At 65.8% G+C, this 14,034-nt stretch carries 14 protein-coding genes; 1 reads left to right on the forward strand and 13 read right to left on the reverse strand.

Going from position 1 to position 14,034, the window contains the following annotated elements; genetic code table 11:
• Entirely contained in the window at positions 1-2,571 is a 2,571-nt protein-coding gene (secDF, locus tag LL06_RS06210; RefSeq protein ID WP_035523739.1) for a protein translocase subunit SecDF, read from the reverse strand.
• Between the two features lie 93 nt (positions 2,572-2,664).
• Entirely contained in the window at positions 2,665-2,994 is a 330-nt protein-coding gene (gene yajC, locus LL06_RS06215) for a preprotein translocase subunit YajC (protein ID WP_035523742.1), read from the reverse strand.
• A gap of 303 nt (positions 2,995-3,297) precedes the next feature.
• Between yajC and LL06_RS06220 the strand changes: the two genes are divergently transcribed.
• Positions 3,298-4,167: an ATP-binding protein gene (locus tag LL06_RS06220; RefSeq protein ID WP_035523745.1), complete on the forward strand. Its 870-nt coding sequence runs from the start codon at positions 3,298-3,300 to the stop codon at positions 4,165-4,167.
• 92 nt (positions 4,168-4,259) lie between these two features.
• Here LL06_RS06220 and LL06_RS06225 read toward each other — a convergent pair whose 3' ends face one another.
• The 11 genes from LL06_RS06225 to LL06_RS06275 all read right to left on the reverse strand — a co-directional run.
• Positions 4,260-5,912 (reverse strand): LysM peptidoglycan-binding domain-containing M23 family metallopeptidase, encoded by a 1,653-nt coding sequence (locus LL06_RS06225; protein WP_161784940.1) that lies wholly within the window; start codon positions 5,910-5,912, stop codon positions 4,260-4,262.
• Positions 5,913-6,054: 142 nt separating this feature from the next.
• Complete coding sequence (locus tag LL06_RS06230; protein ID WP_035523751.1) at positions 6,055-6,708, reverse strand: protein-L-isoaspartate(D-aspartate) O-methyltransferase; 654 nt, start codon at positions 6,706-6,708, stop codon at positions 6,055-6,057.
• A gap of 3 nt (positions 6,709-6,711) precedes the next feature.
• Positions 6,712-7,470, reverse strand: coding sequence for a 5'/3'-nucleotidase SurE (gene surE / locus LL06_RS06235; RefSeq protein WP_035523786.1), 759 nt, complete (start codon positions 7,468-7,470; stop codon positions 6,712-6,714).
• 26 nt (positions 7,471-7,496) lie between these two features.
• Positions 7,497-8,780: a serine--tRNA ligase gene (gene serS / locus LL06_RS06240; RefSeq protein WP_035523754.1), complete on the reverse strand. Its 1,284-nt coding sequence runs from the start codon at positions 8,778-8,780 to the stop codon at positions 7,497-7,499.
• Positions 8,781-8,857: 77 nt separating this feature from the next.
• Positions 8,858-9,697: a twin-arginine translocase subunit TatC gene (gene tatC / locus LL06_RS06245; RefSeq protein WP_035523757.1), complete on the reverse strand. Its 840-nt coding sequence runs from the start codon at positions 9,695-9,697 to the stop codon at positions 8,858-8,860.
• Positions 9,694-10,431 (reverse strand): Sec-independent protein translocase protein TatB, encoded by a 738-nt coding sequence (gene tatB / locus LL06_RS06250; protein ID WP_035523760.1) that lies wholly within the window; start codon positions 10,429-10,431, stop codon positions 9,694-9,696. Before tatB ends, tatC begins: the two co-directional genes overlap by 4 nt.
• Positions 10,432-10,471: 40 nt before the next feature.
• The gene (locus tag LL06_RS06255) at positions 10,472-10,672 is read right to left on the reverse strand and encodes a twin-arginine translocase TatA/TatE family subunit (protein WP_035523762.1); all 201 of its coding nucleotides are present in this window, start codon (positions 10,670-10,672) and stop codon (positions 10,472-10,474) included.
• Between the two features lie 39 nt (positions 10,673-10,711).
• Positions 10,712-11,806 carry an ABC transporter ATP-binding protein gene (locus LL06_RS06260; protein ID WP_052161260.1) on the reverse strand — a complete coding sequence of 365 codons (1,095 nt, stop codon included), beginning with the start codon at positions 11,804-11,806 and terminating at the stop codon, positions 10,712-10,714.
• Between the two features lie 60 nt (positions 11,807-11,866).
• Positions 11,867-12,553: an SMC-Scp complex subunit ScpB gene (gene scpB, locus LL06_RS06265; RefSeq protein WP_035523792.1), complete on the reverse strand. Its 687-nt coding sequence runs from the start codon at positions 12,551-12,553 to the stop codon at positions 11,867-11,869.
• Between the two features lie 68 nt (positions 12,554-12,621).
• Positions 12,622-13,422, reverse strand: coding sequence for a ScpA family protein (locus tag LL06_RS06270; RefSeq protein WP_035523764.1), 801 nt, complete (start codon positions 13,420-13,422; stop codon positions 12,622-12,624).
• Positions 13,423-13,813: 391 nt separating this feature from the next.
• The coding region (locus LL06_RS06275) for an SPOR domain-containing protein (protein WP_035523766.1) at positions 13,814-14,034 on the reverse strand (221 nt) is incomplete at its 5' end.

Below are 14,034 nucleotides of genomic sequence, written 5' to 3' on the forward strand. Positions count from 1 at the left end.
TCAGGCCGTGCTCTTGTCGGCGATGCCCGGCGCGGTTTCGGCCTCGTCCTCGGCATCCATTCCGGCGCGGAAGGTGTCGGACCTGAGCTTGAACAGGATCAGCACCGGCGCGGCGATGAAGATCGAGGAGTAGGTGCCGATCACCACGCCGAAGATCATGGCGAAGGTGAAGGAGCGGATGACTTCGCCGCCGAACAGGAACAGCGCGATCAGCGCCAGCAGCGTCGTCACCGAGGTCAGGATCGTGCGCGGCAGCATCTGGTTGATCGACAGGTCCAGCAGCGCCGGCAACGGCATCTTCTTGTAGCGCCTCAAGTTTTCGCGGACACGGTCGTACACGACCACCGTGTCGTTGAGCGAGTAGCCGACGATCGTCAGCACCGCCGCGATACTCGACAGGTTGAACTCTATGCCGGAGATGACGAAGATGCCGATGGTCAGCACCACGTCGTGCACCGTGGCGATGATCGCGCCCAGCGCGAACTGCCACTCGAACCGGAACCAGACATAGACCAGGATCGCCAGCAGCGAGGCGATGACCGCGATGGTGCCGGCCTGCGCCAGTTCGCCCGACACCGTCGGACCGACAACCTCCACGCGCCTGATGTCGTAGCTTTCCTCCAGTTCGCCGCGCACCAGGGTGATGGCCGTCTGCTCGGCGTTCTCGCCGCCGCCCTGCGCCTGCAGCCTGATCAGCACTTCGCGGGGCGAGCCGAATTCCTGCGCCTGGATCTCGCCCAGATTGAGCTCCGACAGCCGCGCCCTTATGTCGCCGACGTCGGCATTGCCCTCCTTGGCCTGAACCTCGATCATCGATCCGCCCTTGAAATCGATGCCGTAATTCATGTTGATGGTGGCAAACAGCACCATCGCGATCACCGAGGTCGCCGCCGAGAAAACGAAGGTGAAGCGGCGGAGCTTCATGAAGCGGAAGGTGAAATCGCGGATGATCGCATCCAGCGCGCCTTTCGGCATCGACTTGGGCCGGCTGCGCCGCACCCATTCCGCCACCAGCCACCGGGTCAGGGTGAAGGCGGTGAAGACGGTGGTGACGATACCCACGGCGAGCGTCACGGCGAAGCCGCGCACTGGTCCGGTGCCGAGATAGAACAGGATGATCGCGGCGATCAGCGTGGTTACGTTGGCGTCGAGGATGGTGGAGAAGGCCTTGCTGAAGCCGGCGTCGATCGCCTGGATCAGCGATCGCCCGGCCCTGTGCTCCTCGCGGATGCGCTCGTAGATCAGCACGTTGGAATCGACCGCCATGCCGACGGTGAGCACGATGCCGGCGATGCCCGGCAAGGTCAGCGTCGCTCCCAGCAGGGTCAGGACCGCGATGATCATGACCACGTTGGCGATCAGCGCCAGATTGGCGAAGAAGCCGAGCATGCCGTAGGCCACGAACATGAACGCCACCACCAGAACGGCGCCGATGATGCCGGCGATTTCGCCGGCGGCGACCGAATCGGCGCCGAGACCGGGGCCGACGGTGCGCTCTTCGATGACCGTCAGCGTCGCCGGCAGGGCGCCGGCGCGCAGCAGGATCGCCAGGTCATTGGCGCTCTGGACATCGAAATTGCCGGAGATCTGGCCGGTGCCGCCCAGGATAGGCTCGCGGATCACCGGCGCCGAGACCACCTGGTCGTCGAGCACGATGGCGAACGGCAGGCCGACATTTGCGGTCGTGGCCTGGCCGAAGCGCTGGCCGCCCTTGGAATCGAAGCGGAAAGAGACGACCGGTTCGTTGGTGCGCTGGTCGTAGCCGGCCTGCGCATCGACGAGGTTTTCGCCCGACACCAGCACGGTGCGTTCCACCAGATAGGGGATCGGCGGATCATCGGTCGAATAGAGCACTTCGGAACCTGCCGGCGGCCGGCCCTCGATGGCCTCCTGCACCGGCACCGAGGTATCCACCATCCGGAACGCCAGCTTGGCGGTCTGGTTGAGCAGGTTCTTCAGCCGCTCCGGATCGGAAAGCCCCGGGACCTGCACCAGGATCCGGTCGACGCCCTGGCGCTGGATCACCGGTTCGGTGGTTCCCAGTTCGTCGATGCGCTTGCGCACCACCTCGATCGACTGCGCGACCGCCGAGGACACGCGGTAGGTGATGCCCTCATCTGTCAGAAGAATGCGCAACTGACCCGGCTGGGGTTCCTCGATGGTGGCTTCCGCCACCGTGCCGCCGCCGAACAATCCCGAATTGACCGGCTGGGTAAGCTCGTTCAGCGCCGTCTTGGCCTCGTCGACGCGGGCGTCGTCGCGGATGCGGACCTGCACCATCTGGCCGGTTCCCGAAAGCCCCGTATAGCCGATGCCGGCGTCGCGCAGCAGCCGCCGCACGTCGTCGACCGTCGTCGTCAACCTGTCCTTGATGATGTCCTGGCGATCCACCTGCAACAGCATGTAGGAGCCGCCCTGAAGGTCGAGACCGAGGGTGAGTTTCTTGGAAGGCGCCCAGTCCGGCAGGCTGTCGGCCTGCTGCTGGCTCAGAAGGTTCGGAAAGGCGAAAACCACGCCGGCGAGAACCGCAAGCCAGATCAGGGTTGTTTTCCAACGGGAGAAATAAAGCATGTCGCTCTCGGTTCATCCTCGGGGACGAATTAGGGTGGGTAAAACGGCGCTCGGTCAGACGGACAGGAGAGTCCTCATGTCCGTCCTTTGCGGCTATTCCTTGGCGGGCTCGCCCTTGACGCGGACATCGGCGATCAGGCTGCGCACCAGCCGGACCTTGACGCCGTCGGCGATCTCGACTTCCAGCTCGGCGTCGTCGATGACCTTGGTGACCTTGGCGATGATGCCGCCGCCGGTGATGATCTGGTCGCCGCGCCGCACATTCTTGAGCATTTCCTCGCGCTTCTTCATCTGCGTGCGCTGCGGCCGGATGATGAGGAAATACATGATCACGAAGATCAGCAGGAATGGCAGGATCGACATCAGGATCTCGCCGCCGCCGCCGCCGAGGGCGGACTGGGCATAAGCCGGGGTCACAAACATAAAAAACTCCTTGAGGGTAAGCTTGGAGGAGAGCCCGCAAGGCTCCCCGACAGTCGAGCGGAATATAGTGGCAAGATAGCCGATTGCAACGCAAACATGGCGGCCCGGAAGCCGATTTGCCCGCTAAATAAGCTTTTCCGCTCCCTCCTGCCGTGCTACCGGCTTGGGTGCATGTCCCGGCCGGGCGATCTCGCCCCGGCGACGGGCCATGCGCCCCTGAAGTCCCGATCGGCCCTGGCGCGTTCGTTCCGACCCATACCGCCACGCGCGCCCGACCGACCCCTCACCAGCCCGGACCATCGCATGCAAGACGAAACCGCCCGCCAGATCCTCGCCGAACTCGCCCGCCTCGCCAAAGCCGTGGAGGCGCTCGTGCCCGTCCCGCCCGCATCAAACGATTTCGATGCGGCCGACTGCTTTGTCTGGGAAGCCGACAGCCATCGCCTGGCGCCGGTGCCGCGGCCGAACCGGATCGCCATCACGCTGATCAAGGGCGTCGACCATGTCCGCGACATCCTGGTCGACAACACCCACCGCTTCGCCAAGGGCCTGGCGGCCAACAATGTGCTGCTGTGGGGCGCGCGCGGCATGGGCAAGTCATCGCTGGTCAAGGCGGTGCACGCGGCGCTGGCCGACGAGCCCGGCCTTCCGGCGCCGCTCAAGCTGATCGAGATCCATCGCGAGGACATCAACTCCCTGCCCGCGCTCATGGCCCTGCTCCGGCCCGCGCCGGCGCGGTTCATCCTGTTTTGCGACGACCTCTCGTTCGATCATGACGACACCGCCTACAAGTCGCTCAAGGCGGCGCTCGACGGCGGCATCGAAGGCCGGCCGGACAATGTGCTGCTCTACGCCACTTCCAACCGCAGGCACCTGCTGCCGCGCGACATGATCGAGAACGAGCGCTCCACCGCCATCAATCCGAGCGAGACGGTCGAGGAGAAGGTCTCGCTGTCCGACCGCTTCGGCCTGTGGCTCGGCTTTCACAAATGCTCCCAGGACGAGTATCTGGAGATGGTGGCGGGCTACGCCGCCCATTTCGGGCTTGATGCGGACCCGGACGCGATCAGGGCCGAGGCGCTGGAATGGTCGACCACCCGCGGCGCCCGCTCGGGCCGCGTCGCCTGGCAGTTCATCCAGGATCTGGCCGGCCGTCTCGGCAAGGCGATCTGACCCGCATCGGCGGTTCGCGCCGACCGATGCTCCAACGAAAAAAGGCCGGCGCCCGAAGTGCCGGCCTTTTTCCGCTTTCGCCTGGAGGGGCGTTATTCGAGATATTTGGTCGGATCGACCGGGGTGGCGTTCTTGCGCACTTCGAAGTGCAGCCGCGGCGTCTTGGCCACGCCCGACATGCCGGAGCTGGCGATCACCTGGCCGCGGACCACCTTGTCGCCGCGGGTCACGTTCAGGCTGTTGGCATGGGCGTAGACGGTGACCAGGCCATCATCATGCCGGAGCAGGACGGTCTTGCCGTATTCCTTGAGGCCGTCGCCCGAATAGATCACCACACCGTTCTCCGCGGCCTTGACCGGGGTGCCTGTCGGCAGCGAGATGTCGATGCCGTCGTTGCGCTTGCCGTTCTCGCTCTTGGCGAAGCCGGTGATCACCTGGCCGCGCGCCGGCCAGCGGAACTTGTCGATGCCGGTCGCGGCCGGGGCGATCGAAGCCGTGTCCGACTTGGCCTTGTCGGCCACGCTGTCGGCCGCAGCCACCGGCGGCGTATAGGGCTTGGGCGCATCGGCACTGGGGACCGAGGCGGTGGTGGTCGACCGGTCGACCGTCTCCGCGCCCGCGGCCGGAATGACAAGCGACTGGCCGATGCGGATATTCGCCGTCGTCAAGGAATTGGCCTGCTTGAGCGCATCCACGCTCACGCCGTGCTTGCGGGCGATCTTGCTCAGCGTGTCGCCGCTCGCAACGGTGTAGGCATCCTTCGCAGCGCCGTCTGCCTTGGAATTGGGTGCGGTCGATGCAAGCGACTGCGGCGAAGCATCCTGGCCGTTGGGGCTGCGCAGCGTCGGGGCCGACGGCAGCACCGCCACGTCCTGGCGCGGTGCCGGCGCGGGCATCGGAACCCGGTCCTGCTTGGCCTCGCCGCGCAATCCGGTGCCGGAATTGGAGCCGAGCGTCTTCGGATTGCTGTCGGGCGCCGACACCGGAGCCTGGCGGGAATACACGTAGACGGGGATCAGCAACTGCCGTCCGGCCGAGACGCGGGACGCGTCATCGATGCCGTTGGCCTTCAGGATCTCCTCGGCGGGAACGCCGTAGCGCTTGGAGAGATTGTAGATGGTCTCGCCCGGGCCGAGCGTGATCCGGGTTCCACCCGTCGTCGTCCAGCCGGCGCCCTGCGGCGCGGTGCCGGTCACGATCGGATCGGGCGCCATCACCTGCTCGTTGCTGGCGTAGTTCGGGTTCACCGGCACGGCAGAAGTCAACTGCTGCGGACGTTCCGGAAACGGCTGGCTTGTCTGTGTCTGGGCGCGGGCGGTCTGGGTCGCCGTGCTCGGCGCGGCCAGCACCGGCTTCGGCGACGGCAGGGCCTGACGCGCGACCGAAGACGACTGTTGCGATCCGATCAGACCCGACGACGATGCCGAGGCGCGGGCCGCCGATCCCGGAACCGAGCCGGTGGCGGTCGGATCATAGCCTGCCTGCGACGGGGAACGGTAGTCCCCCGGGAAGGCCTGGGAGACCGAAGCGGGCGCCTGCGGATAGGTACCGGTTTGCTGATAGCCCCCGTTGGACACATTCGGCGTGTTGCCGATCCCGGCCATGGGGGCGAGTGACGATGAGGACGGCGCGGGGACCGAAGCCGTCAACAACTGATCCGTGTTGCGGTAGGCGAACCGGCTCGCATCCGAACTGCAGGCCGCGGCGGACCCGGCCAGAAGAGCGACGCCGAGCAAGCGGGTCACCGAAACACCTGGAACGACAGTTTGTCTGAGACGCATAACTCTACCCAATCAACGCAGTACCAACTGAGATGATTAAAGCGCGTTAGTGTTACTCATCGGTTAAAGCGGCGCGAATCTGTGTATTTTGATGCAGATTTAATGGTTACAGCGCCAGCGCCAGGCCGGGCGTGAACGGCCGGTAAGGCACTTCGAACAGGTCCTCCCGTTCAAACCGGCTGCCGATCTTGGTCAGCCGCGCCATATGCGCCGTTCCGCCTTCGGACATGATCGGCGCGAGCATCACCCCTCCTGAGGCGAGCTGGTCGATGAACGGGCGCGGCATGCCGTCAAAAGCACAGGTTGCAATGATCCGGTCGAAGGCGCCCTCGCCGTTCATGCCCTTGGCGCCGTCCGCCTGGCGGGCGATCACGTTGGAGATGCCCAGATGGGCGAACCGCTGCTGGGCAAGCTGGACGAGCGTCTTGTAGCGGTCGACCGTCACCACCCTTTCGACCATGCGGGCGGCGACCGCGGCCAGAAAGCCGCTGCCGGTGCCGACATCGAGCATCCGCTGGCCGGGTTCGATCGCCAGCGCCGAGAGCAGCCGCGCCACCAGGTCGGCGCTTTCGGCGAATCCGCCGCAATCGATCGGCAGCAGCCGGTCCTGATAGGCTGCATCGGCATAGGCCGCGGAGACGAACAGGGTGCGCGGGGTCTGCTCGAGCGCGGTCAGCAGCGCCTTGTCGGCCAGGCCTTCGGCCCTGAGCCGCAGATACAGGCTGGCGAATCCCTCCTTCTCCAGGAGCCGCACATTCATGCGTCAGTCTTCCAGCGCCGCGGCCAGTCTCTCCTGCACCGCATGGTTGGTCAGGTCCAGCTTGAGCGGCGTCACCGAGACATAGCCCTGCGAAATGGCCTTGATGTCGCTGTTGGCCTCCGGCGAGAAATCCCGGCGGCCGAATTTCAGCCAGAAATAGGGAAAGCCGCGCCCGTCATGGCGTTCCTCGATCGACAGCCCATGGGTCATCTGCCCCTGGTCGGTGACGATCACGCCCTTGACCTCGTCAACCGCGCAATTGGGAAAATTGACATTGAGCAGCGTGCCGGGCGGCAGATCGATGGCGACCAGCTTCTTCAGCAGCGCCGGCGCCAGCGTCTCGGCGACGTCCCAGGGCAGGATCCTGCCGTCGGAAAAGGTATAGGCCTGGCTCATGGCGATCGAGCGGACGCCGAGCAGGGTCCCCTCCATCGCGCCGGCGACGGTACCCGAATAGGTCACGTCGTCGGCCACGTTCTGGCCCCCGTTCACCCCGGACAGCACCAGGTCCGGGCCCGGATCCATCAGCCGCCGGATCGCCATGATGACGCAATCGGTGGGCGTGCCGCGAAGCGCGAATTTCTTGTCGCCCACCTTGCGCAGCCGCAGCGGCTCGGACAGGGTCAGCGAATGGGCAAGCCCGCTCTGGTCGGTCTCGGGCGCGACGATCCAGACATCGTCGGAGAGCGTGCGGGCGATGCGCTCAAGCACCTCAAGTCCCTCGGCATGAATGCCGTCGTCATTGGTGATGAGTATGCGCATGGCCAAATCCCTTTGAATACGAAGTTCTATGCCTGCTTCTCAATCCTGGTGAGCCCGCCCATATAGGGCCGCAAGGCCTCGGGCACGGTGATCGAACCGTCGGCGTTCTGGTAGTTTTCCATCACCGCGATCAGGCAGCGGCCGACGGCGACGCCCGAGCCGTTGAGCGTGTGGACGAAGCGGGTGGCCTTGTCGCCGGGCTTGCGGCAGCGCGCATTCATCCGCCGCGCCTGGAAATCGCCGCAGACCGAACAGGACGAGATTTCGCGGTAGGCTTCCTGGCCCGGCAGCCAGACCTCGATGTCATAGGTCTTCTGCGCGCCGAAGCCCATGTCGCCGGTGCACAGCACGATGGTGCGGAAATGCAGGCCGAGGCGCTTGAGCACGTTTTCCGCGCTCGCCGTCATGCGTTCGTGTTCTTCGAGCGAGGTTTCGGGCGTCGTCACCGACACCAGCTCGACCTTGGTGAACTGGTGCTGGCGCAGCATCCCGCGCGTGTCGCGGCCCGCCGATCCCGCTTCCGAGCGGAAGCACGCCGTCTGCGCGACATAGCGCTTGGGCAGGTCCTCGTCCGTAAGGATCTCGCCCGCCGCCATATAGGTCAGCGGCACTTCGGCGGTCGGAATCAGCCAGCGGCCGTCGGTGGTGCGGAACAGATCGTCGCCGAATTTGGGCAGCTTGTCGGTGCCGTAGGCGGCGGCGTCATTGACCATCAGCGGCGGATTGACCTCGGTGTAGCCATGCTCGCCGGTGTGCAGGTCGAGCATGAACTGGCCCAGCGCCCGCTCCAGCCGCGCAAGGCCGCCGGTCAGGATGGTGAAGCGCGCGCCCGACATCTTCGCCGCGCGCTCAAAATCCATCATGCCCAGCGCTTCGCCGAGTTCGTAATGTTCCTTGGGCTTGAAGCCGAGGTCCGGCTTCTCTCCGACCTTGCGTACCTCGACATTGCCGCTCTCGTCGGCGCCGTCAGGCACTTCGTCGAGCGGAATGTTGGGCAGCACCGAGAGCGCATATTTGAGCGCCTCGTCCAGCTCGCGCTCTTTGGCCTCTCCGGCCTGGAGTTCGTCCTTGATCGTGGCGACCTCGGCCTTGAGCGCGTCGGCGGTGGCCTGGTCCTTGGCGGCCATGGCCTTGCCGATGTCCTTCGACGCGAGGTTGCGGCGCTCCTGCAGCGCCTGCAGCATGCCGACATGGCTGCGGCGCGCCTCGTCGAGCGCCACCAGGCGGTCCGCCTGCGGCTCGGCGCCGCGCCTGGCGAGCGCCGCGTCAAGAGCTGCGGGATTGTCTCGTATCCACTTGATGTCAAGCATGGCTGGTTCCGGTACTCGAATGACGGCGCCAGCGCCGCGGCCGCTTCAGGTCGCGGTCGCGGCATTCACCCGGGAGTTCAGGCGTCGGCTTTGGGTTCGGCCTCGCCGGACGAACCTGTCTCGCCGGCCTCCGCCAGGGCCGCTCTCGCAGCGCGCTGGCGCTCCACGAGTCGGGCGCAATAGATGGCAATCTCGTAAAGAAGGATGGTTGGCAGCGCAAGCCCGATCTGGGAGACCGGATCCGGCGGCGTCAGGATCGCGGCGGCGATGAAGGCCGCGACAATGGCGTATTTCCGCTTCTCCTTGAGCCCCTCGCTGCTGACCAGGCCGACGCGCGCGAGCAGCGTGGTCACCACCGGCAACTGGAACACCAGGCCGAAGGCGAAGATCAGCGTCATGATCAGCCCGAGATATTCCGACACCTTGGGCAGCAGCATGATCGAGGCTTCGCCCTCACCGCCGGTCTGCTCCATCGACAGGAAGAACCACATCACCATCGGCGTGAAGAAGAAATAGACCAGCGCCCCGCCCATCAGGAACAGGATCGGCGACGCGATCAGGAACGGCAGGAAGGCGCCGCGTTCGTTCTTGTAGAGCCCGGGGGCCACGAACTTGTAGATCTGCGCCGCGATCACCGGAAAGGCGATCACCAGGCCGCCGAACATGGCGATCTTGATCTGGGTGAAGAAGAATTCCTGCGGCGCGGTGTAGATCAGTTCGATCTTGCGGTGATCGAGCCCCGCCCATTGCACCGCCCAGGTGAAGGGAATCACCAGGAGGTTGAACAGCGGTTTCGCGAACGCGAAGCACAACAGGAACGCCAGGAAGAAGGCGCCGATCGCCCACATCAGGCGATTGCGCAGTTCCATCAGGTGCGCGAGCAAGGGCTGCGGCTTGTCTTCGATATCGTCGGTCACGCCTGGCCCTCGCCCTGCTTGGGTTTCCTGGCGCGCGGAGCCGGCTTGGCGGGGCTCGCCGCCGCGCTATCTGCGGCGGCTGCCTTGGGCTTGGACGCGGGCTTCGCTGCCGCGGCTTTGGCGGGCGGAGCCTTGGCGGCGGGAGCCGCGGGCTTGGCGACACTGGCCGGTTTGGAAGCGGCAGCGGGCGCCTTGACTGACGCCGGCTTGGCCTTGGAGGCGGATGCCTTCGCGGCAGCCTTCGGCTCAGCCGCCGGTTTGGCGTCCTTGCCGGCGGAGGCCGACCCGGCCTTCGCTGGCGGCTTGGCCCCTGCCCCCGAAGCGGCGGGAGCCGCTTCGGTCGATTTGATCTCGGGCGGGCTGTCCGGGAGCTTCATGGTCGCGTCCGGAATCTCCGTCTTCGGTTGCCATGCCGGGGCCGCAGGCGGTGCGTTGACCGATTTCTCGAGATCCGAGCGAATGGACTTCGCCGAATCCTTCAAAGGGTTCACCGCGTCGCGGATGGTCTGCATCGGGTTGAGCTTGCGGGCGTCGTCCAGCGTTTTCTTGACGTCGTCCAGTTCCGCCTCGCGCAACGCCTCGTCGAACTGGCCGCGAAACTCGTTGGCCATGCCCCGGAGCTTCTTGGTGGTCCGCCCGAAGGCGCGCAACATAGGCGGCAGGTCTTTCGGACCGACCACGATGATCAGCACAATGGCAATGACCAGGAGTTCTGGCCAACCGATGTCGAACATTCAGGCGTCTCCTCACCCGTCAGGGCAACGGGATGGGATGTCAGTGACGGTTCTTGTTGTCTTCCGGCTTGTTCTCGACGATCTTCGTTTCCGGCGCAGGCTCGTCCTCGCCCATGCCCTTCTTGAAACTCTTGATCCCCTTGGCGACGTCGCCCATCAGTTCCGGAATCTTGCCGCGACCGAACAAAAGCAGCACGACGACCAGAACGATAAGCCAATGCCAGATACTGAATGAACCCATGATACTCTCCTGTCTGCATCCCACCCTGATGTAAGGTGTTTAGCTGTTTCTTTCAAACACCAAAATGTCACGCGCGTTGACGGTCACCGAAACATCGCGGACGCCGGCCCTTAGATGACCAGCGCGAATGCGGGCGTCAATTGGACTTTCGCCGCCAGCAACCGCCAATGTCACAAGTTCCTCGACTCCGAGGAACCGCCGGGCCACCACACGCGCCGAAACGCCGCAGGGCGTCTCTGTGACTTCGATCCCCGGCAGCCTTATGGCAATCGAGACCTCCGCGCCATCGGAAAAACCATCCGCCCGGACCGGACCGACCGGCGTCTGCGCCATTCCACCCGACACCGATCCTTCAAACACGTTGATTTCGGAAAAGAAACCGGCGGCGAACAGATTGACCGGGCGGTGGTAAAGATCCTCGGCCGTGCCCACCTGCACCAACCCGCCGTTTTTCAGAAGCGCGATCCGGTCGCCCATGCGCATGGCTTCCTCGGCGTCGTGGGTCACCACCACCGCCGTGGCGCGGGCTTCGCGCAGGATCGCCAGGGTTTCGGCGCGTACGCTGTCCTTGAGCCGCGAATCCAGGCCCGAGAACGGCTCGTCCATCAACAGCACCGCCGGTCGCGGCGCCAGCGCCCGGGCGAGCGCCACGCGCTGCTGCTCGCCGCCCGACAGCGAATGCGGGTAATTGTCGGCGTAATGGACCATCCCAACGCGGTCGAGCGCCGCCAGCGCCTCGCGCCGCGCATCGGCCGAGGTGAGCGCTGTCAGCCCGAAGCGGACATTGTCGAGGATCGTCAGGTGCGGAAACAGCGCGAAGTCCTGGAACATGAGCCCGATGCCGCGCCGCTCGGGCGGCAGGTTGACCGAGGGGCCGGCGATTTCCCGGTCGTTGAGCAGCAGCCGGCCGCTTTCAAGCGGCTCGATGCCGGCGGCGATGCGCAGCAGCGTCGTCTTGCCCGATCCGGAGGGGCCCAAGAGACACAGGACCTCGCCCGGCTCGGCCGCGAGCGTGACGCCGCGCAGCGTCTGCAAGTCGCCATAGCTGTGGTGAACATCCTCGAACGCCAGGCGCGCGGCGAATGTCACCCCTGCCGTCCTGCGCGCGTTCGCCGCTCTGATCTGCTGTCTCACCTGGCAGGACCCCTGCTGTCAGCCTGTGTGGGGCGCCGGGCGACGCCCGGCGATGCAGGCTTAGTCCTCCGCTTCACCCATCGGAGTCAAGAGACCAAGCTCTTCAAGGTCCATCTGGGTGAGCGGATCCTCATCCTCGGTCAGGTCGTCATTGGCGGGCAGGACCGGCGGCTGGAAGTTGGACGGCACCCGTCCCGACAGCAGGCCCGCGCCCTTGAGTTCGTCCATGCCCGGCAGGTCCCTGAGCTCCTCGAGGCCGAAATGATCGAGAAACGCCTGCGTGGTTCCATAGGTCACCGGGCGGCCCGGGGACCGGCGGCGGCCGCGCATCCGCACCCAGCCGGTTTCCAGCAGCACGTCGAGCGTGCCCTTGGAGGTGGCGACGCCGCGCACGTCCTCGATCTCGGCGCGGGTCACAGGCTGGTGATAGGCGATGGTCGACAGCACCTCGAGGCCCGCGCGCGACAGTTTCTTGACCTCGGTCTCCTCCTGGCGGATCAGGAAGCCGAGATCGGCGGCGGTGCGGAATGCCCAGGCGTCGCCGACCCTCACCAGGTTGACGCCGCGATGGGCATAGCTCTCGGCCAGACGCCGGATCACCACGCCCACCGGCGCGCCCTGCGGCAGCTTGGCCGCGATCAGGCTTTCGGCGACCGGACCGCTCGAGGCGAAGATCAGCGCTTCGGCGATGCGCTCGGCCTCGAACAGCGCGCGTTCGCGGAGCGCATCCAGGCCCTCGGTGGTCATCTCGTCATCCTCCGCGTGGTCGGCCTGGCCGTCATAGGCCCTCGCCGCACCGTAACCGGGATCCATCGTCATGGCTTGCTCCCTGCGCTTGCGGCGGCCTGGAGCGGTCGCCGCATGAAGATTGGTTGGAAGGCGCCGTCCTGGCGGATTTCAAGCCGCCCTTCCCGCACCATTTCGAGGCTTGCCGCAAAGGAACTGGCGATTGCGGTCACCCGTTCCTCGGGATCGGACAGATAGCGGATCAGGTACTGGTCCAGCGCCATCCAGTCCTTGAGTTCGCCCATCAGCCGGAACAGGATGACGCGGGCATCGGCCAGCGACCAGACCCGCCGCCGCGCGATGGTCACCTGGGTGACGGTCTGGCGCTGCTTCTGCGCGGCATAGGCGGTCAGCAGATCATAGAGCGTCGCATCGAAACTCGAGGTCTTGTCGGTCACCATCGGCTCGGGTTCGCCGCGGGCGAAGACGTCGCGTCCCAGCCGGTTGCGGTTGACCAGCCTTGTCGCGGCTTCGCGCATCGCCTCAAGCCGCTTCAGCCGGAACGCGAGCTGCGCCGCCATCTCCTCGCCGCTGGGCTCCTCGCCCTTGGGGCTGTGCGGTATCAGGAGGCGCGACTTGAGATAGGCGAGCCAAGCGGCCATCACCAGGTAGTCGGCGGCGAGTTCCAGCCTGAGCGCGCGGGCCTGTTCGACAAAGACCAGATACTGCTCGGCCAGCGCCAGGACCGAGATCTTGGCGAGATCGACGCGCTGGGTGCGCGCCAGATGCAGGAGCAGGTCCAAAGGTCCCTCAAAGCCGTCGACGTCGATCACCAGCGACGGGTCGCCGATCGCCCGGTCGATCTTGACGTCATCCCACATGGCGTCCATGGGCGTCTTGCCCGTGGAAGCCCTGTCAGGTCCGCCGCTGTTCTGCCGGTTGCCGTTGCTCACGCCTGCCGCCTTTCACCCTCAAGAAGCCGCCATCATCCTGTCGACTTCGTTGTGCGAGGACGCCTCGCCGCCCGTGCCGCGCCTCCGCAACGCGCGCTCACGCGGAATGCGCGCCACGCGCCCTCCGTGACATCGCATCCTATGGCGGGAATTGCACCTGTTAGGTGGCGAAATCCCCAGAAAGCACGTGCTTTGCCTGATTCGCTCATGGACCCAATGGTAGCCGAACCGGCCGCGATTGACAGGATCGCGCCCTGCGGGCGGTCCCTCAAACGCCAAAGCCGCGCCGGAGGGGCGCGGCCAGGCGAACGTGATGCGGCGACAACGCCTATCGCGAGACGAAGCAGCTTCCGCCGGCGGCCTTGTAGCGGGCGCACAAGGCGTTGGCTTCTTCGCGGGTTCCGGCGGGGACTCTCACCCGGTGGAAGACGCCCTTGCCGGGAATGTCGGCCCGCTGGATGTCGACGCCCTTGCCGCCGATGATCGCATTGTAGCGGCTCGACAAGGTGCGCCAGGAGGCCTGCGCGCCCTCCTCGCTCGGCTGCGAGG

This window comes from Hoeflea sp. BAL378, from assembly GCF_000759435.1.
In the GTDB taxonomy this organism is placed as follows: Bacteria; Pseudomonadota; Alphaproteobacteria; order Rhizobiales; family Rhizobiaceae; genus Hoeflea.

Excerpts from the sequence above, each read along its gene's own strand:
- secDF (WP_035523739.1), bottom strand. The coding sequence starts at position 2,571 with ATGCTTTATTTCTCCCGTTGGAAAACAACCCTGATCTGGCTTGCGGTT.
- yajC (WP_035523742.1), bottom strand. The coding sequence starts at position 2,994 with ATGTTTGTGACCCCGGCTTATGCCCAGTCCGCCCTCGGCGGCGGCGGC.
- LL06_RS06220 (WP_035523745.1), top strand. The coding sequence starts at position 3,298 with ATGCAAGACGAAACCGCCCGCCAGATCCTCGCCGAACTCGCCCGCCTC.
- LL06_RS06230 (WP_035523751.1), bottom strand. The coding sequence starts at position 6,708 with ATGAATGTGCGGCTCCTGGAGAAGGAGGGATTCGCCAGCCTGTATCTG.
- surE (WP_035523786.1), bottom strand. The coding sequence starts at position 7,470 with ATGCGCATACTCATCACCAATGACGACGGCATTCATGCCGAGGGACTT.
- serS (WP_035523754.1), bottom strand. The coding sequence starts at position 8,780 with ATGCTTGACATCAAGTGGATACGAGACAATCCCGCAGCTCTTGACGCG.
- tatB (WP_035523760.1), bottom strand. The coding sequence starts at position 10,431 with ATGTTCGACATCGGTTGGCCAGAACTCCTGGTCATTGCCATTGTGCTG.
- LL06_RS06255 (WP_035523762.1), bottom strand. The coding sequence starts at position 10,672 with ATGGGTTCATTCAGTATCTGGCATTGGCTTATCGTTCTGGTCGTCGTG.
- scpB (WP_035523792.1), bottom strand. The coding sequence starts at position 12,553 with ATGACCACCGAGGGCCTGGATGCGCTCCGCGAACGCGCGCTGTTCGAG.
- LL06_RS06270 (WP_035523764.1), bottom strand. The coding sequence starts at position 13,422 with ATGGACGCCATGTGGGATGACGTCAAGATCGACCGGGCGATCGGCGAC.